We start from the raw sequence: 23,840 nt of genomic DNA, 5'->3' as shown, positions 1-23,840 counted from the left end.
TAAACGAAAAACTAGACGTGGAGACGCTGTATGGAGTTGCTGATCGTTCTCGTTTCATTAGGATTTCTTATTTTTTCGGCTTATCGAGGTTACAGTGTCATCGTATGCGCGCCGGTGGCGGCACTAGGAGCGGTGCTCCTGATCGAGCCGAGCGCTGTTGCACCTGTTTTTTCCGGATTGTTTATGGAGAAAATGGTGAACTTCGTTAAATTGTATTTCCCGGTTTTCCTATTGGGCGCATTATTTGGAAAGGTCGTGGAGGTCTCAGGCTTCGCTGCGTCGATTGTAGCCACAGCTGTTCGTTTTATTGGTCGGTCTCAGGCAAACGTGGTGATTGTCGCGGTATGCGCATTGCTGACTTATGGAGGCGTGTCAACATTCGTCGTTGTATTTGCGGTATACCCGTTCGCAGCTGAGCTTTACAGGCAAAGTGATATCCCAAAGCGTCTGATGCCGGGTGCGATCGCGCTGGGGGCTTTTACCTTCACAACGGACTCGCTTCCCGGCACACCGCAGATATTGAATATCATTCCAACAACGTTCTTCAAGACTACTAGTTGGGCAGCCCCGATCTTGGGCTTGATTGGATCAGCATTCATCCTCGTGCTTGGGCTTGTGTATCTCGAATGGCGACGCCGCAAAGCTGTCAAGTCAGGCGAGGGATACGGACTGGTCTTGCGAAATGAGCCGACTCACATTCCAGTAGATGCACTTCCTCATCCATTATTGGCGATCGCACCATTGGTCGTTGTAGGCATCACGAATTTTTTCCTCACAAAGTGGATCCCAGTTTGGTACGGCCCGTCCTACACCGTTTCGCAGACTGTCTTACCGGGCCTTAAATCGCCATTGAACTCATCCATTTCTCCGGTCACAGGTATTTGGGCGGTTGAGGCAGCACTTTTGGTTGGGATCGTGTTGGTAGTCTGCACGGCGCTCAAGCGAGTCACGCAGTCTTTTGCTGATGGAACGAAAGCGGCCGCGTCGGGTGCGTTGCTTGCGTCCATGAACACCGCGTCTGAGTACGGATTCGGAAGCGTTATCGCTGCTCTGCCAGGATTTTTAGTCGTTGGCGATGCGCTTAAAGGACTTCCTAATCCACTGGTTAATGCAGCGGTGTCGGTAAGCACTCTGGCCGGCATTACGGGTTCAGCATCAGGTGGTGTCAGTATTGCACTCGGTGCAATATCCGACCTTTTAGTTCGAAACGCAGAGGCGGCACATATCCCGCTCGAGGTGCTCCACAGAGTCGTTTCGATGGCCGGCGGAGGAATGGATACTCTTCCACACAACGGTGCGGTTATCACACTTTTGGCCGTTACAGGCCTGACTCATCGAGAGGCTTATCGCGAGATATTCGGAATTACCATCATAAAAACACTGGCTGTTTTTGTCGTGATCTCGTTTTATTATCTGACCGGCATTTACTAAATCCCGCATCCCAGCAGTAATATTCGATTAATGATCGAGCTTTGGGAATAGAATGGCGCATGGCGTCCTTCTCGAGAATTTTAAATTCCGGAAGTTCGATCGTCGAGTGATGGAGATTGAATGGAATATAGAGCACCGGACCTGACCGAACAGGAAAATTTCTTTGGAATCGAAGTTCCGTTCATGAGGCTAATTGGCCTTCGACCGTGCAGAATAGGAAGTGACGAGTGCGTGACGTTTCTACCGATTCGCCACGATCTCATTAACAGCCAAGGCAATATGCATGGCGGTACGTTGTTAAGCGTCTTGGATTTCACGATGAGCGCAGCGGCTCGTAGTCACGAACCCTATTGTTTCAGCGTTGCAACGATTAACCTTAACACGCAATTTCTCGAATATGCGAGAAAGGACATAACTATCGTTGGAAAATGCATTAAACGCGGAAAATCCATATCGTTTTGTGAGGGGGCGGTGAAGACCGAGGGCGGCCGAATTATCGCAACTGCAACGGGAGTATTCAAATTGTTCGCTTTGCCGAAATCAGGGGTTTAAACGGCAGCGCCTATTCGTTGCAGATGATGTGCGGTCAGTTTCGCGGTCTTCGTCAACGTAAGAGGCGTGAAATTGAATCGAAGTTTACACGTCATATACAGATTATGTCCAAGCCAAGAGTATTGATTACTGGCGGTGCGAGCGGTATTGGAGCTGCGTGTGCGAAACGCAGTGTCGCGGATGGGTACGATGTGGTAGTAATCGATCGGATCGGAGATGGAATACGGGCGGATCTGTCTGACCCGGCACAGACAGCGGATTCGCTTGAGAAGGCACTTAAAGGTGGTCCAATCTCGCGCCTCATAAACAATGTCGGTGTTGTCGTACCGGCGGAGGCGGATAAGCAGTCTCTTCATGAACTCGAGTTGGCTTGGTCGTTGAACGTTCGATGCGCAATGCAATGCATGCAGGCTCTCCTTCCCGGAATGAGAGATCTAGGTTTCGGGCGGATTGTGAACTTGTCATCCCGAGCGGCCTTGGGAAAAGAACTCCGCACTGCCTACTCGGCGACGAAGGCAGCACTCATTGGTATGACACGTGTTTGGGCGCTGGAGCTTGGCAAGTTTGGGATTACTGTCAATGCCATCGGTCCCGGCCCTATTCAGACCGAGCTCTTCAACCGAGCCAACCCGCCCGATGCACCTCGCACCCGAGAGATCGTGGCGAAGGTGCCGGTCGGTCGACTGGGGACTCCCGAGGATGTTGCGCATGCCATTTCATATATGCTGGACCAGCGCAGTGGTTTTGTGACTGGACAGATACTTTATGTATGTGGCGGAATGACGATTGGAGTTGCGGGGGTGTGAGTGATTGGTCCTGAGTGGAAACGGCCGACCATCTGCCATCGGATCGAAAATTCTAACCTCTGATTGGGGCACATGGGGCGATGATGTCAGTCAACCTATCGCCCCATCTGCGTTCGAACTCCGCCCTGGTCGGAGTTAGATAAAGGCGGATATTGGTCGCGCATCCTCCCGAGACTAGTCGTCTTTGTAGCGGGCGCCGCCGTCTGCGTCTACGATGACTCCGCTAAGATAGGATGCACGGTGAGATGACAGGTACACCACAACGTCGGAGATTTCGTCTGGGCGGGCAGCGCGGCCAAACGGCAAGTGCGTCAAAAGTTCATGCCAACGCGATTCGTCACCAAATTTCTCCGCCGCCCGCGCCTTCGACAGGCTCACGAGCCTTCGCGTTTCTGTGGGTCCAGGATGAACTCCAACCACTCGCACGCCATTTGCGGTGGATCGAGCGCCAACGGCCCGAGTGAACGCAGAAAGAGCTGCATTTCCGGTCGATCCGCAAAGATAGTCGTATCTTGGTGCTTCTCCGGCAATCCCAATGACGTTGACGACGACCCCTGATCGACGGGTCATCATTCTTGGAAGAATATGTCGGACAATATCAATATCTCCGAAGACTTTCAAATCCCAAGCTTGGCGCCATGTGTCTTCGTCCACGGACGATAGACTGCTACCCGGTATCGCACCGGCATTGTTGACCAGGATGTCTACGTCGCCGTGGAGCGCATACAATCTTTCACGATCCGTTGATTGGCTAAGGTCACCGACGAAGGACGAGACCTCAATCTTGTACTCGTCTTCGATTTTGCGCTTTGCTTCGGATACGGAGGTTGCCGATCTCCCTGTGATTGTTACGGAGGCTCCCTCTGCTATAAAGCTCTTGGCGCACGCGAACCCGATGCCGCGGCTGCCACCCGTTACCAAAACGGCCTTGTTGCGAAGCTGTAAGTCCAATTTTTGAACCTCGTCGGAAGGATGAACGTCTTATTATCAAGCCGCACGCTTCTTGCTGCAATGAGAGCGGGTGCAACTACATCGTGCAAAATTTGACACCGAAATGACGACGATAACTCAGCCGGAATGGAACGACCTCAAGGTATTTCTGGAACTCGCCAGAAGCAAGAAGATCTCCGTGGCGGGAGAAAAACTGGGCGTTGAGCATTCAACTGTTTCCCGGCGAGTTGATCGCTTGGAGAAAAGTCTGAACACGGTGCTTTTTGATCGCCGTCGAGATGGGTATTCGCTTACGGATGCCGGGGTCGCATTGATTCCTTACGCGGAGCGCATGGAAGCCGCTATGCTCTCTGCCATGGATGAGAGTGCGGGACGCGCCGCCGGAATTTCGGGGACCGTTCGTGTCGGAACACCTGAAGCTTTCGGAATCAAGATATTGGCTCCAAATCTATTGGATCTATATCGGAGATATCCAAAAATTTCGGTGGAGTTAATGGCTCAACCTCAGTTTCCTAGCCTGGTAACAAGAGAGGTCGAGATTCTCGTCACGATGGAGCCGCCGCGAATTGGGCGATATACCGCCGCACGGTTGGCTGAGGTTGACTACTATTTGTACGGCTCGCCGGAATACTTAAAGCAATGCGACCCAATCAAGGATCTTTCAGACGTCGCGAATCATTGGTTTTTAGATTATATTCATGATGGGGCGGTTAGCGAGCGTTATAAAATTCTTGATGAGCTGACTAAAACTCCGAATCGAAGATTTACATCGACTAGTGTGCTCGCCCAAAAAGCGGCCGCAGTCGCCGGTATGGGGCTAGTTCTGTTGACACCCTTCGTCGCAGAGGGCGATGGCGTGCTCACAAGCATATTTCCGAACAAACCTTTGATTACGCGAACGCTATGGATCGTCGCTCCAGAAGACCTCTTCCGTATTCGGAGGGTTCGTTGCGTTTGGGATCACATTAGAGAAATCGTCGCGCTTCGGCCCGACCTGTTTCGGAAATAGTTCGACAGTGCACGACAGCTATCCCAGCGGTTGAAGTCTGCTTCCATCGCGTTGCCCCGGTTGTGCATTTTTGCACACTAGACTTGCATTCTTCGTGTTGTATCCATGCATAGAGCCTCAGATAATCAATTCATCGATCTCTGGGCGGATGTGCGTGGCAATCTCAACGTGAGACCGAGAATTTGGCGAGAAATAGAATATTTTTTTGAGGCGGAAGCAGCATGGAGCAGTTATTCCGATGATGTTTGAAAATTTTCCCGCGACGCTCGTCATGTGTTCCGTGTTCTGAAAATCATATGTTTATCTCAGGTAAGGCATCTCATGAATAAAGTTTTTGAAGGTGCGCCGGAGGCGCTCAAAGGAATTATTTCTGATGGCGCTACAGTCGCTGTAGGTGGATTTGGGCTGTGCGGCATCCCGTCGAGATTGATTGAAGCTCTTCGGGACAGTGGGGTTAAAGAGCTAACTTGTATCAGTAACAACGCGGGGGTTGACGACTTCGGTCTTGGGTTGCTACTGCAAACTCGTCAGATCAAGAAAATGGTCGCCTCATACGTTGGCGAGAACAAAGAGTTCGAAAGGCAGTTTCTCAATGGCGAACTAGATTTAGAGTTTAATCCACAAGGAACTCTCGCGGAAAGGTTGCGTGCTGGGGGCGCTGGCATCCCCGCGTTCTACACGCGGACTGGCGTTGGAACGGTCGTCTCAGAAAACAAGGAACTTCGCGAATTCGATGGTGAGACTTTCGTAATGGAAAGAGCGCTGAACGCTGATGTTTCGCTCGTTAAGGCGAAAATCGCGGATCGCGCCGGTAATCTCGTGTTCGCTCGTACCGCGCGCAACTTCAACCCGGAAATTGCAATGGCTGGTGCTATTACAGTTGTTGAAGCTGAAGAGATCGTCGAAATAGGGGAAATTGATCCCGATGATGTACATCTTCCGGGTATTTTCGTCGATCGAATCATTCATGTTGCTCAACCCGAGAAGCGTGTGGAACGTCTGACCACTCGTTCTCGCAACCTCCAGGAGCAGTAAGATGCCATGGACGCATGATCAAATGGCTGCTACAGCCGCTCGAGAGCTTCGAGACGGAGACTACGTTAACCTCGGAGTGGGATTGCCGACGAAAGTGGCCCAGCATGTTCCAGAGCAGTTGCAGGTCTGGCTTCAATCGGAAAATGGCATCATTGGAATTGGGCCATTTCCGTACGAGGATGAGGTGGATTTTGACCTTATCGACGCGGGCAAGCAAACTATTACAACTCTGCCTGGTTCTTCGATTTGCTCGTCATCGGAAGCGTTCGCGATGATTCGAGGCGGTCATATGGATTTGACTATCCTTGGTGCAATGCAGGTTAGCGAAGACGGGGATTTGGCGAACTGGATGATTCCCGGAAAGATGGTCAAGGGGATGGGCGGGGCGATGGATTTAATCGCCGGGGTTAGACGCGTGATAGTGGTAATGGAGCACGTTACTCGGTCTGGTGAACTTAAGATTCTGAATAAATGCTCTTTACCTCTTACTGGTAGACGTGCCGTCGACCGAATTATCACGGATCTGGGTGTCTTTGACGTCACTGACCGTGGGTTGGTGGTGCGTGAATTGGCTCCGGGCGTCACAGCGGCAGAGGTTCAATCGAAAACTGAGCCAACGCTTCATTTCGAAAATTGAGCTTGTCCTATCCATCTTCCGAAGAAAGTGAGCCTTGGGTCACGATTGCTTCATGGAAACCGATCGGTTGTCCTTGAGGCGAGTCATCCGTACTAGCCGCAAGATGATACGGTGAAAAACCTGAGGTGAATCGGCGAGTGAGTTGACTGGTGCATCTAAGCCGCAAATTTCAGAGACGGTGAATTGATTTTCAATGCAAAGGAGATTTAAATTGAAAGATATTTACGATCGCTATACTCGGTTGAGATTCGATCGGCCTCATCCGAAGGTATTGCGCATTACGCTTGTTTCTCCATTGAAAATGGGCGCAATGGATGCTGACATGCACCGCGAGGTTTCGGAAGTGTGGCGGGACATTGATGCGGATCCTTCGGTCTTCGCAGTCATCATCACGGGCGAGGGAAGGACGTTCTCGGCGGGCGGTGATCTCAAGCATGAGCGCAAAGTTTGCGATGACTACGACTTGCGCATGCAAGCCATGAAAGAGTCGCGCGATCTGGTGTACGGGATTATAAACTGCACGAAACCAATCGTAAGTGCCGTGCGTGGCTGGGCCGTGGGAGCGGGAATCGCTTGTGCGCTTCTCGCGGATGTGTCCATTGCATCCAAAGATGCTAAGTTTTCGGATGGGCACATGAAGATCGGAATTGCAGCCGGGGACCACGCCGCCATCATTTGGCCGCTGCTTTGCGGCATGGCTAAGGCGAAGTATTACCTTCTAACAGCGGACGCATTTACCGGCGAAGAGGCAGAGCGTATGAATCTGATCTCGATGGCTTTGGACGATGCTGAGGTGGAGGAAAAGGCGATCGAAGTGGCTTCCCGGCTTGCGGACGCCGCTCCAGGGGCCATCCGATGGACGAAGCAGTCATTGAATTCTTGGCTGCGTCAGGCGGGGCCCATTTTTGACGCGTCTTTGGCGCTTGAGTTCACCGGGTTTAGCTCACCGGAGGGCAAAGAGGGGATGGACGCGTTCCTGGAAAAGCGCAAACCCCAGTTCACTTCAAAACCTCCGCTTTGATCGTCGTCTTTCTTTGGCTGCCGGTCCTGATGGCGTAGGTCGATGCGGACCGGTAATCAACGTAAGGGTCGACAGTAGACTGTTGGATAATACGGGTACTGGTTTGGGCCGTTCACGCATCAGCACGCGATCACATCCGGAATTAAATTGGTATCCAAGATCGCTAGATTTCGCGCACCTAGCGTCTGTCTTTGACAAGAGTGTCCCAGCACCGTCTGTCGATGAAGATCCATAGACGGCAATCTGATTCCCACCAGAATGTGGTGGGAATCAGAAGAAACGGAAATCAAGGTGCGGGGCCGTCGGCGAGGCTCCAAGAATTATACAAACGAGTTCCACATGCAGTTCGTGGCTGAAACACGAGACCCGACACGCTCCGCAGATCGAGGGCGCGTGCATGGCCTGGACGTCAAACTCCTTGTCGAAGTGGCGACGGGTTCCGCAGCGATCTGTGGCACCCGCAGCCAAGAGCGTTGCATGTAGGTCATGAGGCACGTCAATGTCCTCGAATGAATCAAGCGGCTCCGGTTGTCGCGACGCGAATATCTTCTGCTCAGCGACGCCGATCTCGCAAAGTTGTCGCTCGGCTGGCTTCGGGAGAAGTGGGACCGATGCGTATTGCCGGATGGCCAATCGGCGCGCCTGCAGCACAGGAGGCATTTCGAGTTCTGTGTGCTAGGTCATGCGGGAACTCAATTCCGGCGACATCTTTGTCGACGGTAGCGATCGGTATGACGATCCCGCGAACATCAGGGGGGTGTGGGACGAATTCCGCGAGGAGTTGCCGCGCTACCGCGAACTCGTAGACTTCGCGGTCCACGGCCGAGCGTTCGTCCATAAACTGAAAGACGAACTCAGCGCCGTGGCCAATAAGGTCGACGCAGGTTCTCGAAAAACGACCACGTTGAGATTGGCGCGCAGGGTCTCATACTCCACCGACTCGACACGAATCCCGACCCTCCCAACCGGACCCTGATCGACGAGACAGTCACTGCTTCGATGTGGCCGGTCAGCATCCTAGATATCCTCACCGAAACCGAGCAATGGCTCGATCTGACCGGCTTTTCGGACCGCTCTCCAGATTCGAGGCGAAGGTCGACGATGCGCGCAAGCGCTTCATCACGATGCAGTTCTGCTATGATTGCAACCTCGGACCGACGCAGACTGAGCGCGCGGTCAAGAAACTGAGCCGCTGACAGGTCGCGCTGCCCAAATGCCATATTCGCTACGGCGGCTATGGCGGGATCTGCTATTACCACGCGTCCGACATGCATATTGGGCTGTTCAGTCACTTCATCTCATGCGGCATGCACGAGGCAGTGCACATCCTCGATGGCCTGATCAAGAACGCCTCCGAGGCGCAGCCGGACACAATTTATATCGAAACGTACGCGCAGAGTGCGCCGGTGTTCGTGCTCGCGCATTTGCTCGGAACCGATCTGACGCTGCGTATTTCGGACGAACGTGACCAGCCGTTTCGGGATCGTGACCGGCGATTTCGGCAACGTGACCGGTCATTTCGGGAACGTGACCGAGCGGACCGGAAGGCGGGATTGGCGTTGCGCATGACATCAACCACGCGGGCTATGCTCGCCGGCTTTGGCCGGAGACAGCATGCCCGCGCACCTTTGCCAGCAAGGCGTTGCGGCCGATATTGGATTGGCGCTAGGGCCAAATATGGGTAGGATCGTGGGTAGGGAGCCATCTGCGGTTGAGGGAGTCTTACCTGGCGGGTCTGTGCGAGCGGTGGTTGAAGTTGGCTGCCTTCCGCCATTCCGCCGCCATGCCCGTCATGCAGCGACCATGAAAAAGGCCCGCGATACGCGGGCCTCGTGCAATCAGCAATTGCCTTTCTTCGCCTGTCCGGGCGGGCAGAATCCGTTCCCCGGCCCGCCCTGCGGCGCGACGACGACCGGCGGACCCGGCACATATGCGACGCACCCGCTGAGCGCGCCGACCATGCTCGCCGCGGCGAGCAATGCGATAACCCCTTTCTTCACTTCGTTCTCCCGTTTATTGAGGAAAGGGCCGTGAGGCCCTTTCGATGATGCCGGCGACGCGTCAGAAGCTGAAATTGACGTTCGACTGGCTGGTCGTCGCGTTGACGTTCGTCGCTTGCGTTGCGCCCGACGCTGCGTCCGCTTCGATCGTGTATTGCGCCGCGGCGCCCGGCGACGCAGCCAGCGCGACCGGCAGCGAGCCCGAGTACGTGCCGACGATCGGCGCGGCCGTGGGCACGTTGAGCGCATACGTACCCGTATCCAGGTTCGCGTTGATCGACGTGATCTCGTACGCGTTCGCATCGACGGTCTGCAAGGCGCGCACGAACGCGTTGGCGCTTGCCGTCACCGTGCCGCCGACCGTGCTCATCGTCGATGCCGGCAGCGTGATCGGGGCAGCCGACGCCGACACGGCCGTGGTCGTGTTCACCACGACCGGAACCGAGCGGACGATGCCGGACGCGAAGTTGTTCTGCACGATCACGACGTCGTAGTTGCCTTGCGTCGAGCTCTGGATCAGCGGCGACAGCACGAATTTCCCGGTGTTGTCGGCAACCGTGCCGCGGACCACCTTGCCGCCTTGTTCCGCATACACGGTCGCGCCGGCTTCGGCCGAGGCGACATAGCCGGAGATCGCGCCGCTCACGACGGTCGGAATCGCCGTCACGACCGGCTTCAGCCCATACGTGCCGTTGCCGCGCTGGACGATCGACTTGCACGCGTTGAAGTCGAGCACGAGATCGACGAGCGTGTTCGGCTGCACCGTGAAAGGCTGGATGATCTTGTAACCGCTTTGCGTCGCGCTCGGCGTTGCGAGCGCCTGTTCCGTGCCGCCCGTCGGGACGACCGAGTTCGCGAGGGCGTTGCCCTGGTTCGGCGCGAGAACGAGGCGGATCTGCTGATACTGGCCGGCCGGCAAGGCGGTCTGGCCGATATCGGCGAGCACGCCGTTGGTCAGCGACAGCAGGTCGATCTTCTGCGGTGTCGCCAGCGTGATGGTCGACCAGCCGGCGTCGTTGTCGGAAGCATTCCCATTCGCATTGACGCGAACCTGAGAGACGGTCACGAATACGTGATCGAAGCCGCATGACGGTGCATCGGTCATCGCGACATGCAGCGTGCCGGTTTGCGGGCTGCCGCCATCGTCGCCGCCGCCGCATCCTGCGAGTGCAAACGGCACCGCTGCCGCACAGAGTGCAGCCTTCCAGAATGTGTGGTTCATTGTTTGTCCCCCTCCGAGATTATTGTGCGTGCAACGAAGGATAGCTTCGGGGAACACCGAAAGTATGGACAGCTTTGAAACGAACCGTAAATTCTGCGTCGGAGCGTAAGGGCCGCTGCTTGCCGAGCGGTATTCGCGATGCGATGGCAGGCAATTCGGCTCGCGGCGAATGAATCATGTCCGACTCGATCGAGCGGGGCATGAATCCCCGGGACACGGCATGTTTGCGATCGGCGAAAACTTGATCGGTGAAAGCACTAAATCCGCCCTGATTATTTCCCCGCTATAGTCGGATCACGAACGGTAGATGCGAGCGCCATGCGCCGCCGCCATTCAGGAAAAGACTGTAGACGGGTGCTGTATGAAAAACACAATCGAAAAGACCATCGGACCGGTGTGGGGGGTGGCGGCAGGCGTGTTTCTGGCTGCCGCAGGACTGAGTCTCGGCATCTTCCCGAAATCGCTGAACAGCACGGGAACCGCAAACGACTTCCTGGCGTCCGGCGTCGCGATGCTCGGTATCTTCCTCGCCGTCTATTCCGCACACGAACTACGACGAAAGCGCCTGCACTGAGCGCCGGCACGCGCGCGTTCCGCAAAACGCCGCAAAGATGATGCCGGGCCGATCGACGGCTCAGGAATGCGCGCGTCCTTTTGCCTGGCCCGTATCGACCAGCAGATCGTCGACGAGGATTTCGCCGGCCGCGCGGCCTGCGCGCAACGCATTGCGGGTGTTGCCGAACAGGCGGCCGCCGTCGTCGGCGAGGCGAATCGGCCCGAGCAGGCGCGGCACGCTGGCGGCCGAGCGCACCTGCACGACCGCGACGAACCCGAACCGCAGCGGGGCGGGCGGCGCATGATCGCGCGGTTCGTCGAGCCGGAATTCGCAGCGGACATCGATGGTGTATCCGCGGTAGGCATACGCACTGTTCATCTGCAGCTCGCTCGGAAGGGAACGCGGTGATGGACCGTGGGCGCATCATATCGGCTCGGACGAGCCGGCGGGGGTGGGGTGTCTACCTACTTCAGGATTTCGTGCTCGTAGACGAGCTCGACGATGCGCTTCGTCGGGATGCTTGCGCGCAGTTCGTCGACGTTGTCGATGCGAAACCACTTGCACCTCTCGATCTCGTTGCTCGCCTGGGCCGTGTGCTCCGGGTCGACTTCGGCGAAGAACACGTGATGCACCTTCGCGAGCCCCGTGAACTGCATCGAATAGACGAGGTCCTGGCCGGTGATGCCGGTCTCTTCCTGCAACTCCCGATGGGCGGCCTCGAGCGGTGTTTCGCCGCGTTTGATCGTGCCGCCGGGCAGCGCCCAGCGCGACGATGCGCGCGCAACGAGCAGGACCTGCTGTTCGCGGTAGCAGACGACGGTCGCGCGTTCCTTGACGGGGACCGCACTGGCTTCCGGCGCATTCGTGGAGACGGGGGCTTGAGGCATGAACCGATTCTAGCGAGAGTCGGGCGCCCGGCCAAGCCGGGCTCGTCGAGCGCGACGCGGCCGGTCGGCCGGGCCGCGTCGTCATGGAGTCCGTAGCGTTACTTCTGTTCCGGCAAGAACCAGTTCATCACGAGCGCGCAGATGCCGCCCGTCGCGACACCCGACTCCAGCACGTTCTTCAGTGCATGCGGCAGGCTGTTCAGAATGTCCGGCACTTGCGACACGCCGAGGCCGAGCGCGAGCGACACCGCGATGATCAGCAGCGCGCGGCGATCGAGCTGGACGCCGGACAGGATGTTGATGCCCGACGCGGCTACCGCGCCGAACATCACCATTGCCGCACCGCCGAGCACGGGCTCCGGCACGGCCTGCAGCGCGCCCGCGACGACCGGGAACAGGCCGAGCACCACGAGCATGCCCGCGATCCAGATGCCGACGTAGCGGCTCGCGACGCCGGTGATCTGGATCACGCCGTTGTTCTGCGCGAACACGGAGCTCGGGAACGTGTTGAACATGCCGGCCAGCAGCGAGTTCGCGCCGTTCACGAGCACGCCGCCCTTGATCCGCTGCATCCACACCGGCCCTTCGACCGGCTCCTTCGAGATCTTGCTGGTGGCGGTGACGTCGCCGATCGCTTCGAGCGACGTGACGAGGTAGATGATCAGCATCGGCGCGAACAGCGACCACGAGAAGCCAATACCGAAGTGCAGCGGCGTCGGGACCTGGAACAGCGCGGCCTGGTGCACGCCGGTGAAGTCGAGGCGGCCGAGCACGGCGGCCGCGGCATAGCCGATCACGAGCGCGATCACGAGTGCGGTGCTGCGCACCCACACGATCGGCACGCGGTTCAGCAGGATGATGGTGCCGAGCACGAGGCACGACAGCGTCAGGTTCTGGGCGCTCGCGAACGTGCCGTTGGCCATCGCGCCGTAGCCGCCGCCCATGCTGATGAGGCCGACCTTGATCAGCGTGAGGCCGATCAGCAGCACGACGATGCCGGTGACGAGCGGCGTGATCAGGCGCTTCACGAACGGCAGGATGCGCGACACGCCCATCTCGACGAACGAACCGGCGATCACGACGCCGAAGATCGCGGCCATCACGGTCTCGACCGGCGTGCCTTGCTTGACCATCAGGCTGCCGCCGGCGATCAGCGGGCCGACGAAGTTGAAGCTGGTGCCCTGCACGATCAGGAGGCCGGCGCCGAGCGGGCCGAAGCGCTTGCACTGCACGAAGGTCGCGATGCCGGAAATCACCAGCGACATCGACACGATAAGGGTCGTATCCCGACTCGATACGCCGAGCGCCTGGCAGATCAGCAGGCCGGGCGTGACGATCGGCACGATGATCGCCAGCAGGTGCTGCAGCGCGGCGACGAAGGCGACCATCGGCGCGGGCCGGTCATCGGGGCCGTAGACCAGGTCGTGCGACAGGTCTGCATCGTCGGCGCCGTGGGCGGCGGATCGGGCGGGGGAAGCGGGTTGCATGGCGAGCGGGCCGGACAAGGTGGAAAGTGCGGCATTTTAGCCGAAGGGCCCACAGGCGCCGCCCCCGGGGGCGATGCAATAGGCGGAATTCGGAATTCGGAATTCGGAAAGCGGAAAGCGGAAAGCGGAAAGCGGAAAGCGGAAAGCGGAAAGCGGAAAGCGGAAAGCGGAAAGCGGCATTCGGTGCCGGATCCGTGCTGTAGCACGCACGGCGGGCGCGGCACCGGCTCGTCAGCGCGTGCGGCGCGCTGCGGGCTCCGTTGCCCGGAACCCGGGCAGCGCGGGAATTCGCTCCGTCATGAACTGCAGGAACGTGCGGGTCCTGAGCGGCAGATACCGGCGCGACGCATAGACGAGATGCAGCGCGTGCGGCACGGCCATCTCCCACTTCGGCAGCAGCCGGACGAGCTGTCCGCCGTCGATCAGGTCCTGAACGAGCCACGCGGGCGCGCTGCCCACCGCGTGGCCCGCGAGGAAGCATTCGCGCAAGGCCAGCGAACTGTTGACGCGATACCGGCTGCGCACGGGCACGCTGACGCTCTCCGCGCCTTTTTCGAATGCCAGTTCAGAGCCGATGCCGGCGCGCGCGTAGCCGACATAGTCGTGGTTGGCGAGATCTTCGGGGCGGCGGATCCGGGCTGCCTGCGCGACATACCGCGGCGCGGCCACCAGCAGCCGCGGCGACGTCGCGATGCAGCGCGCGACGGCGTCCGGCGGCAGCGCGTGGCCGAGGCGGAGCGCGACATCGACGCCTTCCTCGACCAGGTCGATCACGCGATCGGTCAGGTGCAGTTCGATGTCGATCTCCGGATAGGCCGCGAGGAATTCGAGCACGAGCGCGTTCAGACGCAGTTCGCCGAGCCCCATCGGCGCATTGACGACCAGTTTGCCGACCGGGCGCAGCGTCTGTCCGCGCACGTCGGCGACCGCGTTCGCGTATTCGTCGAGCACGCGCTTGCAGCGCTCGTAGAACCGCCGGCCTTCGTCGGTCGGTGCGACGCTCGTCGTCGATCGTTCGAGCAGGCGTACGCCGAGCGTCTTCTCGAACGCGGCGATGACCTTGCTGACGGTCGGCTGGCCGGTGCCTTCCTCGCGGGCGACCGCCGAGAAATTGCCCAGTTCGACGGCGCGCACGAAGAGGCGCATGGAGCGCAGCGAGTCCACCTTATTCCTCCCGGGCATGAGCCCTATTCGCGTTCGTCGTATTCTGTCTCGCCAGAGCATGACCTAACGTGCGTGAACCTTCAATCCCCGACGAGGAGTCGACATGAACGAGGCAACACAATCGGCGGCGCTGGACGGCGCGCACGTGGTGGTATTCGGCGCGAGTTCCGGAATCGGGCTCGCGGCCGCCGCAGCCGTGAAGGCGCGAGGGGCGACCGTCACGCTGGTCGGCCGTACCGGCGCGACGCTGGCGGCGGCCGCGCAGGCGATCGGCGGCGCGCGCACCGCGATCGCGGACATCGCGGACCGGGCTGCCGTGCAGCGCGTCTTCGAACCGATGACGCGCGTCGATCACCTGGTCGTCACGGCCGGACAATTCATCGCCGGCAAGCTGGCCGACACCGATCCGGATCACCTGCTCGCCGCGCTGCAGGAGCGTATCGCCGGGCCGGTCTATGCGATTCGCGCCGCGTTGCCGCTGATGCCCGCGACCGGCTCGATCGTGCTCACCGGCGGACAGCTGGCGGACCGTCCGTCCGGGCAAGGCACGTCGGTTATCGCGGCCGCCGTGCGCGGCGTCGAGGCACTGGCGCAGTCGCTTGCGCTGGAGCTCAAGCCGATTCGCGTGAACGTCGTCGCGCCCGGTTTCGTCGACACGCCGCTGTACGACGCATTCGGCCCGGAAGCGCGCGACGCGATTCTCGGCCAGGCCGCGTCGGCGCTGCCCGGCGGACGCGTCGGTCGCGCCGACGAAGTCGGGGAAGCGATCGCGTTCCTGCTGGGCAACGGCTTCATGAATGCCGAAATCCTGCATATCGACGGGGGCGGCCGGCTGGTGTGACGCGCCGGCATTCGACGGCCCTGCCGCGAACCCTTCGCACGAAGCGTGCCGTCGCATGCATGACGCGTGCGCTGCGAAAGCAGCACCGATTCAATACAATGCGACGACGAGGCGTCGGCGCCGTGTCGGGCCGCCGACTGCCACCTTCGGCGAGCGACCGCGCATGGTCGAATGACGCCCCGTCATGACGGGGCGCTGGCGAATACGGAGCGCAGCATGAACGAACCTTACCTGCAGGTCATCGCCCATTTCTTCGCGAAACCCGGCAACGGCGACCGCGTGATCGAATTGCTCGCGGAACTCGCGCCGGCCACGCGTGCCGAGCCGAAGAATCTCGACTATGCGTACTTCCGGTCGCCGGTCGATCCCGACCACATCGTGATCCTCGAGCGTTACCGGGATGCCGACGGCCTCGACGTGCATCGGGAAACGCCGCATTTCCAGCGGATCGCTGTCGGCGCGATCATTCCGTTGCTCGATCGCCGCGACGTGACGCGCTACATGGTGCAGCCGGACACCGGCACGGCGACGCCACCGGGAGGCACCCGATGAACCCGTTTCAATTCCGTACCGTGCCGACGCAGATCGTCGAATTCGGCGCCGCGCGCCGGCTCGGCGCGCTGTTGCGCGAACGCTTTCCGGCGCTCGCGCGGCTGTGCGTCGTCACCGACGCGTTCCTGCATCGCAGCGGCGTGCTCGCGCCCGCGCTGGAGAGCCTCGCCGCGCACGGCTGGCAGGTGACCGTGATCGACGACGTGATTGCCGATCCGCCCGAGCACGTCGTGCTCGAGGCGACCGCGCGGGCGGTGGCGGCCGATGCCGAGATCGTGCTCGGCCTCGGCGGCGGTTCGTCGATGGACGTCGCGAAGCTGATCGCGGTGCTCGCGCCGGGGCGGCAGGCGCTGGCCGACATGTACGGCGTCGACAAGGTTGCCACGTCGCGGCTGCCGCTCGTGCAGATGCCGACCACGGCCGGCACCGGCTCCGAAGTGACGGCCGTGTCGATCGTCACGGTCGGCGAGGCGCGCAAGATGGGCGTCGTGTCGCCGCAGCTGTTCGCGGACGCCGCGATCCTCGACGCCGAGCTGACGCTCGGGCTGCCGCGCGCGGCAACCGCCGCGACGGGCATCGACGCGATGGTGCACGCGATCGAAGCCTATACGTCGTCGCGGCTGAAGAATCCGGTGTCCGACATGCTGGCCGTGCAGGCATTGACGCTGCTGTCGCGCAACCTGCTGAAGGCCTGCGACGACGGCAACGATCGCCGCGCGCGCGAAGCGATGCTGGTCGGCGCGATGTTCGCCGGCCAGGCGTTCGCGAACGCGCCGGTCGCGGCCGTGCATGCGCTGGCCTATCCGGTCGGCGGCATGTTCCACGTGCCGCACGGGCTGTCGAACGCGCTCGTGCTGCCGCATGTGCTGCGCTTCAATGCGCCGGCTGCCGCGCCGCTGTATGCGGAACTCGCGACGATCGTCGCGCCGTCGGCCGCGGGGAGCGACGAAGCGAGGACGCAGGCGCTGATCGACGAGATCGATCGCCTGATCGTCGCGACGGGCATTCCGCGCACGCTGCGCGAGGTCGGCATTGGCGAGGGCGACCTGCCGCGGATGGCGTCGGACGCGATGCTGCAGACGCGCCTGCTCGTGAACAATCCGCGCGAGGTGACGGAAGCCGACGCGCTGGCGATCTATCGGCAGGCGTGGTGACGCGGCGCGCGTGACTGCGTGGCGGCTGCACGGGCAACGACGCGACGGCGCCGCCAAACGCGTGGCCGCATGGAATCGAATCGGATCGAATCGACGGACGGGTTTCGAGGCGAGGCTTCGGTTATCCGGAAAGCAGACGGTACCGCTCGGGCGGGTGTGCGCGCTCAGGGTTTGCTTCTGTTCAAAAGCGCCGGAATCTCCTTCTTCAGCAGATCGACGACGACCCGCACGCGCGGCGGCAGCGGCCGTTGCGCCTGGACCAGCGCGTTGAGCGCGAATGCGGGGATCGTGTATTGCGGCAGGATCTGGACGAGCTTGCCGTGCGCGAGCGCATGGGTGCAGGCCGGCGCCTGCACGACGCCGATGCCGCCGCCGGCCAGGATCGTGTCGAACATCGGGCGCCAGTGGCTCGTCGTCATCACCGTCTGGATTCGCGCGTATTCGAGCGCCTTGTCTTCGCTTTGCAGCGGTAACTGCTCGTTCGCGAAGATGCCCTTGACGCGGATGAACGGGTGGTTTGCCAGATCGGCCTTCGTTTCGATCGGGCCGTAGCGGTCGAGATAGGCGGGCGCGGCCACGAGCACGCGGTCGACCTGGCCGAGCGGATGCGCGACGAATCCGCCGTCGTCGAGTTGGCCGAGGCGGATCGAGATGTCGACGCCTTCCGTGACCGGATCGACGACGTTGTCGTTCAGCACCAGGTCGATGTGCAGTTGCGGATACGCGGTGCGGATATGCATCAGCGACTGCGGAATCACGACTTCGCCGAAGCATTGCGGCGCGGCGAGCCGGATCGTGCCGCTGAGCGTGTTTTCCGTTTTCGATACCGATGCGATCGACGCTTCGGCCGCTTCGAGCAGCGCCTTGCTGTGTTCGTAGAAAATGCGGCCTTCGTCGGTGCACGTGAGCGTACGCGCACTGCGCATCAGCAGACGTGTGCCGAGACGTTTTTCGAGCTTTTCGATGCGCTCGCTGACGGCCGGTTGGCCCATGTCCAGATCCCGTGCCGCGCCTGACATCGTGCCGCGCTCGACGACCCTCACGTAGATGCGCATCGTCGCCAGCAAATCCATGAACTCTCGCCCCTCGTCCGGTTCGGGTGATGCCGAACGGTGATGGTACCAAAGCAGGATCGGTACCGAAGGTGCGCGACGAACCGATACTCGGTATCGGTACGGAGGCACGCGCCGAAGGCCCATGAGATCATCGACGCCGTGAGCGAAAATCCGGCTCATGCGATCGACGGGAGACGACATGACGCAACGGGACGAAGCGGCGCACACGCGCTGCGTCGCATGGCAGATCGCGCAGACCTGGCAGGCGGGCGAATGGTGCCGGCTCGCCGAGACGCGCGCGGGGATCGACCTGTCGGGGGCCGTGGCGGGCGCGCTCGACGGCACGCCGTTTCGCGTCGACTATGTGATCGTGTGCGGCACCGACTGGCTGACGCGCTCGGTGCGCGTGACGTACTGGCTCGGCGCAGCGCCGCCCCGGCAACTCGCCATCGAATGCGACGCGGGGCGCTGGACGATCGACGGCGTCGCCGCGCCGGCCCTCGCGGGCGCGACCGACATCGATCTCGGCTTCAGTCCGTCGACCAATACGCTGCCGATCCGGCGTCTCGGGCTGGCGGTCGGCGCATCGGCCGTCATTCATACCGCGTGGCTGCGTTTCCCGTCGTTCGAGATCGTGCGCGGCGAGCAGCGCTATGCGCGCACGGCGGAGCACGTGTACCGCTACGAGAGCGGCGCGTATGCAGCCGATATCGCGGTCGACGATGCGGGCCTCGTCACCGATTACGACGAATGGCGGCGGATCGGCGCGACGCGTTCGCCGTAACGCGTCGCAGCAGCGGTGCGTCAGCGCGCGTTGGCGACCGTCACCTTGCCGGGAATCAGCTTCAGCGTGCTGAACGCGTCGGCGATGCCCTGCTGGTACGCCAGCGTCGCATCGGTGACGGGCTGCACACCGTAGCCGGCGCGCTTGAGCGCGACTTCGAGGGTCGGCGCGTCGAGGCCGACGAGCGGCGACAGTTGCGCGGCGACTTCCGGAACATGGTCGCGCCCCCAGCGATCGACCGCGTCGACTTCCTCGAGCAGCGTGCGCAGCACCTGCGGTTGCGCGGCCGCATACTTGCGCGCGGCGAGGTAGTACTGCGTGTTGCGCACGAGCCCGTCGCCGTCCGCGACCACGCGTGCGCCGAGCTGCCGTTCGGCCGCAGCCAGGTACGGATCCCAGATCACCCACGCGTCGACGTTGCGCTGCACGAACGCGGCGCGCGCGTCGGCGGGCGTCAGGTAGATCGGCTGGATGTCGGCATACGTGAGGCCCGCATGCTCCAGTGCCTTCACGAGCAGGTAGTGGACGTTCGAACCCTTGTTGAACGCGACCTTCTTGCCGCGCAGCTGCGCGACGGTGCGGATCGGCGAATCGGGCAGCACGACGATCGCCTCGCCGTGCGGCGCGGGCGGTTCGTTGCCGATATAGACGAAATCGACGCCCGCGGCCTGCGCGAAGATCGGCGGCGTTTCGCCGACCGTGCCGACGTCGATCGCGCCGGCGTTCAGCCCCTCGAGCAATTGCGGGCCGGCCGGGAATTCGAGCCACTGGACGGCCACGCCCTGGCTCGCGAGCCGCTTCTCGAGCGTGCCGCGCGCCTTGAGTATGACGAAGTTGCCGTATTTCTGGAAACCGATGCGCAGCCGCTTGTCGCTGCCCTGGGCCAGTGCAGGCATGCCCGCGAGCGGGCCGAGCGCGAGCCCGGCCAGTCCGGCGGCCGCGCCATGCAGCCACTGGCGGCGGCGCGGGTTTGCCGGGGTCGTTTCAAGATCTGCGTGCGGTAGGTCGTTCATCGAGGCGTCCTGCTGGCGGGTTCACGGGTCGCGCGGCCTGGCGGCGCGATCGGCGCGGGACGCAGCCGGATGCGGGCGATGCGCGCAGCCGGCCGGCCCGCGCCGGATGCACGACGATACGGCCGCGCGGGTCGGCGGCCAACCAACGAATCCGCATATGCAAATCAGCGGCCGGACGATACGTGAACGCCGGGGCGGCGGCGCGCCGCCGCGCTCAATCGGTGCCGAGCGGGCTTTCCTCGATCGCGTCGACACGATCCGGATAGAACGCGAGGTGCGCGCGGATCGATTCGACCGCCGGGTTCGGATGCTCGTACGTCCACACCGCGTTGGTCGAGCGTTCGCCGCCGGCGGGAATCGAGTAGTACGCGCAATCGCCCTTGTACGGGCAGTACGTCGCATGGTCGGTGCGTTGCAGCAGCGCCATGTCGGCATCCTCGCGCGGAACGTACAGCACGGCCGGATAGCTGGCTTCGCGCAGCGCCAGCGCACGGCGCGTATCGGCGACGATCTTGCCGGCCACCTTGACCACGACGCGCGACGGGTGCGGTTCGATCGTGATCGGATGATCGGGGCCCGGCGACTTCACGGGACGAGAGGGCGTAGCGGGGGTGAGCGACATCGTGGGTCCTCCAGGAAGGGGCAGCGCGCCGGTAGGCACGCCGCGCCGGAACGCGTGCGCCGGGCGAATCCCCGCGCACCGGTGCCGGCGTTGACCAACCGATACGATGCGCCCATTCCGGAGAACCTGCAGGGGGCCGGAAGGATGGGCCGCGAACGGCGTCGATGCACGACGCGCGGCGGGCCGCTGCAGCGGCATTCGCAGGCATCGCCCCGGTGCTCGCGCGGACATTTCCATGCGGCGGCAGCGGGATGCATCCGCGGCGATAAGCAACGCGGAATTAATTGGTAAGCGATCGGCGGGCGGCGCGCGAAGATCGGCGGTCGTCATTCGCATGACAGTCCTTCCCTGACCGCCACCATGAAGATTCCATTCGTTTCATCGGCCGCGCATCGTGCGCGGCGCTCCTCCGTTGCCGGCGTAGTGCTGCGCGGCGTGGCCGCGTCGCTGCTGCTCGCCGGCACGGTCACGCACGCGTTCGCGGCGCCGGCCGGCAAGACGCTCGTGTACTGCACCGAAGGCAGCCCGGCCGGCTTCGATCCGGGCCAGCACACGACCAGCACCGATTTCGACGCGAGCACGTACACGGTCTACAACGGGCTCGTGCAGTTCAAGCGCGGCACGCTCGATCTCGTGCCGTCGCTCGCGACGAGCTGGGACGTGTCGTCCGACCAGCGCGTCTACACGTTTCACCTGCGGCGCGGCGTGAAGTTCCAGACGACCGCGTGGTTCAAGCCGACGCGTCCGTTCCAGGCGGACGACGTCGTGTTCACGTTCCGCCGCATGCTCGATCCCGACGATCCGTTCCGCAAGGCCTACCCGGTCAGTTTCCCGTACTTCAGCGACCTCGGGTTCGACCGCAACATCGAGCGCATCGAAAAGCTCGACGACGATACGGTGCGCTTCGTGCTGAAGCAGCCCGACGTCGTGTTCGTGCGCAATCTCGCGATGGCGTTCGCGTCGATCCTGTCGGCCGAATATGCGTCGCAGTTGACGGCACGCCATCGCGAAGCGGACATCAACCAGTTCCCGGTCGGCACGGGGCCGTTCCAGCTGCGCGCGTACCAGAAGGACGCCGTGATCCGCTACGACGCGAATCCCGACTACTGGAAGCCGGACGACGTGAAGCTCGCGCATCTCGTGTTCGCGATCACGCCCGATCCGGCCGCGCGCCTGCAGAAGCTCACGGCCGGCGAGTGCCAGGTGTCGGTGTTCCCGCGGCCGGCCGATCTCGAGACGGTGCGGCGCGATCCGAAGCTGACGCTGTTTTCGGGTACGGGCTTCAACGTCGGCTTCGTCGCGTACAACACGCAGCATGCGCCGCTCGATCGCGTCGACGTGCGGCGCGCGCTCGACATCGCGATCGACAAGACGGCGATCATCAAGACCGTGTTCAACGGCGACGCGACGATCGCGACGAACCCGATGCCGCCCGCGCAATGGTCGTACAACCCGCGCCTGAAGGACGCGCCGCGCGATCCGGCCGCCGCGAAGGCGCTGCTCGCGCAGGCCGGATTCCCGAACGGCTTCGACCTGACGCTGTGGGCGATGCCGGTGCAGCGCCCGTACAACCCGAACGCGCAGCTGATGGCGCAACTGATCCAGCAGGATTGGGCGAAGATCGGCGTGCGCGCGAAGATCGTCAGCTACGAGTGGGGCGAATACAATCGCCGCGCGAAACGCGACGGGCAGCACGACGCGATCCTGTACGGCTGGTCGGGCGACAACGGCGACCCCGACAACTGGCTCGGCACGCTGCTCGGCTGCGAGGCGGTGCACGGCAGCAATCTCGCGAAGTGGTGCAACGCGGATTTCGAGCGGCTCGTCAGCGCGGCGCGCACGAACGCGGACGTCGCGAAACGCACGTCGCTCTACGAGCAGGCACAGGTCGTGTTCAAGGATCAGGTGCCGTTCACGCCGATCGCGACGTCGATCGTGTCGCTGCCGATCTCGAAGCGCGTGCACGGGCTGACGTTCTCGCCGCTCGGCGGCCACCGGTTCGACGGCGTATGGCTGGATTGAGGCAGGGAAGCCGGCGCGGGTGCGCCGGCTGTCGACTCGGCGGTCAGTTCAGCGCGACCGCGGCCGCTGCCTCGACCGGCGAGCCTTCGAGCGCGACGGACGCCCGGCCGTCGGGGCCGACCGGCACGTCGCCGATGAGCGTCGTGCGGTAGAGCTGGCGATCGAAGTCGAGATCGAAGATGTCGACGGGTGCGAGATGCGCGGTCGCGCGGTTGTCCCAGAACGCGATGCTGCGCGGCTCCCACTTGAAGCGGATCGTGAATTCCGGCCGTGTCACGTGTTCCCACAGCAGTTCGAGCAGGGCCTGGCTCTCGCGCGGCGTCAGCCCGACGATCGACTTCAGGAAACTCGGGCTTACGTACAGCGCGCGTTCGCCGGTCTCCGGATGCACGCGCACCAGCGGATGCTCGGTCACGAGCGGGCGGCGCTCGACGGCTTCGTCGAATGCGCCGGTCGCGCGCACACCGGGCGGCGGCGTGAAGCGATGGATGCCGCGCAAGCCGTCGACGAAGCCGCGCAGTGGCGCCGACAGTGTCTCGTACGCACGCACGAGGTTGGTCCAGTGCGTGTCGCCGCCGTACGGCGGAATCGTCACGCCGCGCAGGATCGACGCCCACGGCGGATTGACGGCGGCCGTCACGTCGGTATGCCAGCCCGTCCACGGCCGGCGCACCGGCTCGCCCTCGAAACGCGTCGCCTTGCGATGCTTCGCGATCGAATAGACGGCCGGATGACCGTCGACGTGGCCGAACACCGGGTGGCCGACGGTCGGCTCGCCGAACTGCGCGGAGAACGCGACATGCTGCTCGTGCGTGAGGAACTGCTCGCGGAAGAAGATCACGCGCCATTTCAGCAGTGCGGCGCGAATCGCGGCGATCTGCGGCGTGGTCAACGGCTGGGTGAGGTCGATGCCGCGGATCTCCGCGCCGATGTGGGCGGACAGCGGGATCACGTCGACCGGCTCGGCGGCGGGTACGGGTAGGGCGCTCATGCGACGCTCCTGGCGGAAGTGAACGGGGCGAACGGACGGCGACATCGT

Annotated in this window: 24 protein-coding genes and 1 pseudogene; 15 read left to right on the top strand and 10 right to left on the bottom strand. The window is 62.0% G+C overall.

Going from position 1 to position 23,840, the window contains the following annotated elements; translation table 11 throughout:
* Positions 1-30: 30 nt before the first annotated feature.
* From U4Y91_RS05760 to U4Y91_RS05750, 3 genes are all read left to right on the top strand, one after another.
* A complete protein-coding gene (locus U4Y91_RS05760; RefSeq protein WP_321804006.1) occupies positions 31-1,431 on the top strand; it encodes a GntP family permease in 1,401 nt (466 codons plus the stop codon).
* Positions 1,432-1,551: 120 nt separating this feature from the next.
* Positions 1,552-1,983, top strand: coding sequence for a PaaI family thioesterase (locus U4Y91_RS05755; RefSeq protein ID WP_321804004.1), 432 nt, complete (start codon positions 1,552-1,554; stop codon positions 1,981-1,983).
* Positions 1,984-2,087: 104 nt separating this feature from the next.
* On the top strand, positions 2,088-2,789 hold the full coding sequence (locus tag U4Y91_RS05750) for an SDR family oxidoreductase (protein ID WP_321804389.1): 702 nt from the start codon (positions 2,088-2,090) through the stop codon (positions 2,787-2,789).
* A gap of 174 nt (positions 2,790-2,963) precedes the next feature.
* Here the strand turns inward: U4Y91_RS05750 and U4Y91_RS05745 are convergent, their stop codons facing one another.
* The gene (locus tag U4Y91_RS05745; protein ID WP_321804003.1) at positions 2,964-3,740 is read right to left on the bottom strand and encodes a short-chain dehydrogenase/reductase; all 777 of its coding nucleotides are present in this window, start codon (positions 3,738-3,740) and stop codon (positions 2,964-2,966) included.
* 103 nt (positions 3,741-3,843) lie between these two features.
* Between U4Y91_RS05745 and U4Y91_RS05740 the strand changes: the two genes are divergently transcribed.
* The 6 genes and pseudogenes from U4Y91_RS05740 (at position 3,844) to U4Y91_RS05705 (ending at position 9,476) form a co-directional block, all read left to right on the top strand.
* Entirely contained in the window at positions 3,844-4,749 is a 906-nt protein-coding gene (locus U4Y91_RS05740; RefSeq protein ID WP_321804001.1) for a LysR family transcriptional regulator, read from the top strand.
* Between the two features lie 321 nt (positions 4,750-5,070).
* A complete protein-coding gene (locus tag U4Y91_RS05735) occupies positions 5,071-5,784 on the top strand; it encodes a CoA transferase subunit A (RefSeq protein WP_321804000.1) in 714 nt (237 codons plus the stop codon).
* A gap of 1 nt (position 5,785) precedes the next feature.
* On the top strand, positions 5,786-6,421 hold the full coding sequence (locus tag U4Y91_RS05730) for a CoA transferase subunit B (protein ID WP_321803998.1): 636 nt from the start codon (positions 5,786-5,788) through the stop codon (positions 6,419-6,421).
* A gap of 211 nt (positions 6,422-6,632) precedes the next feature.
* Positions 6,633-7,442 carry an enoyl-CoA hydratase/isomerase family protein gene (locus U4Y91_RS05725; RefSeq protein WP_321803997.1) on the top strand — a complete coding sequence of 270 codons (810 nt, stop codon included), beginning with the start codon at positions 6,633-6,635 and terminating at the stop codon, positions 7,440-7,442.
* A gap of 513 nt (positions 7,443-7,955) precedes the next feature.
* A pseudogene (locus U4Y91_RS36735) lies at positions 7,956-8,965 on the top strand (Tn3 family transposase); the annotation flags it as partial.
* Positions 8,966-9,245: 280 nt separating this feature from the next.
* A complete protein-coding gene (locus U4Y91_RS05705; protein WP_321804406.1) occupies positions 9,246-9,476 on the top strand; it encodes a hypothetical protein in 231 nt (76 codons plus the stop codon).
* Between the two features lie 27 nt (positions 9,477-9,503).
* Here the strand turns inward: U4Y91_RS05705 and U4Y91_RS05700 are convergent, their stop codons facing one another.
* A complete protein-coding gene (locus U4Y91_RS05700; RefSeq protein WP_321803992.1) occupies positions 9,504-10,664 on the bottom strand; it encodes a DUF4382 domain-containing protein in 1,161 nt (386 codons plus the stop codon).
* 361 nt (positions 10,665-11,025) lie between these two features.
* Here U4Y91_RS05700 and U4Y91_RS05695 point away from each other — a divergent pair, with 361 nt between their 5' ends.
* Positions 11,026-11,238: a hypothetical protein gene (locus tag U4Y91_RS05695; RefSeq protein WP_321803991.1), complete on the top strand. Its 213-nt coding sequence runs from the start codon at positions 11,026-11,028 to the stop codon at positions 11,236-11,238.
* Between the two features lie 60 nt (positions 11,239-11,298).
* Here U4Y91_RS05695 and U4Y91_RS05690 read toward each other — a convergent pair whose 3' ends face one another.
* The 4 genes from U4Y91_RS05690 to U4Y91_RS05675 form a co-directional block, all read right to left on the bottom strand.
* Positions 11,299-11,598, bottom strand: coding sequence for a hydrogenase maturation factor (locus tag U4Y91_RS05690; protein ID WP_321803989.1), 300 nt, complete (start codon positions 11,596-11,598; stop codon positions 11,299-11,301).
* Positions 11,599-11,684: 86 nt separating this feature from the next.
* Entirely contained in the window at positions 11,685-12,107 is a 423-nt protein-coding gene (locus U4Y91_RS05685; protein ID WP_321803987.1) for an NUDIX hydrolase, read from the bottom strand.
* A 98-nt stretch (positions 12,108-12,205) separates the two neighbouring features.
* A complete protein-coding gene (locus U4Y91_RS05680) occupies positions 12,206-13,594 on the bottom strand; it encodes a uracil-xanthine permease family protein (RefSeq protein WP_321803985.1) in 1,389 nt (462 codons plus the stop codon).
* A gap of 231 nt (positions 13,595-13,825) precedes the next feature.
* Entirely contained in the window at positions 13,826-14,758 is a 933-nt protein-coding gene (locus U4Y91_RS05675) for a LysR family transcriptional regulator (RefSeq protein ID WP_321803984.1), read from the bottom strand.
* A 103-nt stretch (positions 14,759-14,861) separates the two neighbouring features.
* On the opposite strand from U4Y91_RS05675, the gene U4Y91_RS05670 reads away from it, so the two are divergent.
* The 3 genes from U4Y91_RS05670 (at position 14,862) to U4Y91_RS05660 (ending at position 17,305) form a co-directional block, all read left to right on the top strand.
* Positions 14,862-15,599 (top strand): SDR family oxidoreductase, encoded by a 738-nt coding sequence (locus U4Y91_RS05670; RefSeq protein WP_321803982.1) that lies wholly within the window; start codon positions 14,862-14,864, stop codon positions 15,597-15,599.
* A 216-nt stretch (positions 15,600-15,815) separates the two neighbouring features.
* Entirely contained in the window at positions 15,816-16,151 is a 336-nt protein-coding gene (locus U4Y91_RS05665) for a putative quinol monooxygenase (RefSeq protein ID WP_321803980.1), read from the top strand.
* Positions 16,148-17,305, top strand: a complete 1,158-nt coding sequence (locus tag U4Y91_RS05660; protein ID WP_321803978.1) for an iron-containing alcohol dehydrogenase — start codon at positions 16,148-16,150, stop codon at positions 17,303-17,305. The genes U4Y91_RS05665 and U4Y91_RS05660 overlap by 4 nt, the downstream gene beginning before the upstream one ends.
* Positions 17,306-17,469: 164 nt before the next feature.
* Here the strand turns inward: U4Y91_RS05660 and U4Y91_RS05655 are convergent, their stop codons facing one another.
* Positions 17,470-18,378, bottom strand: coding sequence for a LysR family transcriptional regulator (locus U4Y91_RS05655; protein WP_321803977.1), 909 nt, complete (start codon positions 18,376-18,378; stop codon positions 17,470-17,472).
* A 181-nt stretch (positions 18,379-18,559) separates the two neighbouring features.
* Between U4Y91_RS05655 and U4Y91_RS05650 the strand changes: the two genes are divergently transcribed.
* Entirely contained in the window at positions 18,560-19,144 is a 585-nt protein-coding gene (locus U4Y91_RS05650) for a putative glycolipid-binding domain-containing protein (RefSeq protein WP_321803975.1), read from the top strand.
* Positions 19,145-19,164: 20 nt separating this feature from the next.
* On the opposite strand, the gene U4Y91_RS05645 is transcribed toward U4Y91_RS05650, so the two are convergent.
* A complete protein-coding gene (locus U4Y91_RS05645; RefSeq protein ID WP_124668455.1) occupies positions 19,165-20,157 on the bottom strand; it encodes a sulfonate ABC transporter substrate-binding protein in 993 nt (330 codons plus the stop codon).
* Positions 20,158-20,371: 214 nt separating this feature from the next.
* On the bottom strand, positions 20,372-20,779 hold the full coding sequence (locus tag U4Y91_RS05640; RefSeq protein WP_321803973.1) for a DUF427 domain-containing protein: 408 nt from the start codon (positions 20,777-20,779) through the stop codon (positions 20,372-20,374).
* Between the two features lie 360 nt (positions 20,780-21,139).
* Here U4Y91_RS05640 and U4Y91_RS05635 point away from each other — a divergent pair, with 360 nt between their 5' ends.
* Positions 21,140-22,801 (top strand): ABC transporter substrate-binding protein, encoded by a 1,662-nt coding sequence (locus U4Y91_RS05635; RefSeq protein ID WP_321803972.1) that lies wholly within the window; start codon positions 21,140-21,142, stop codon positions 22,799-22,801.
* A gap of 43 nt (positions 22,802-22,844) precedes the next feature.
* On the opposite strand, the gene U4Y91_RS05630 is transcribed toward U4Y91_RS05635, so the two are convergent.
* Entirely contained in the window at positions 22,845-23,792 is a 948-nt protein-coding gene (locus U4Y91_RS05630) for a TauD/TfdA dioxygenase family protein (protein WP_321803970.1), read from the bottom strand.
* Positions 23,793-23,840: the final 48 nt, after the last annotated feature.

It is taken from the genome of Burkholderia sp. BCC1993 (assembly GCF_905339865.1).
GTDB lineage: Bacteria > Pseudomonadota > Gammaproteobacteria > Burkholderiales > Burkholderiaceae > Burkholderia.
Note: the sequence above shows the minus strand (reverse complement) of the source record. Positions and strands in the feature narration are given on the sequence as shown.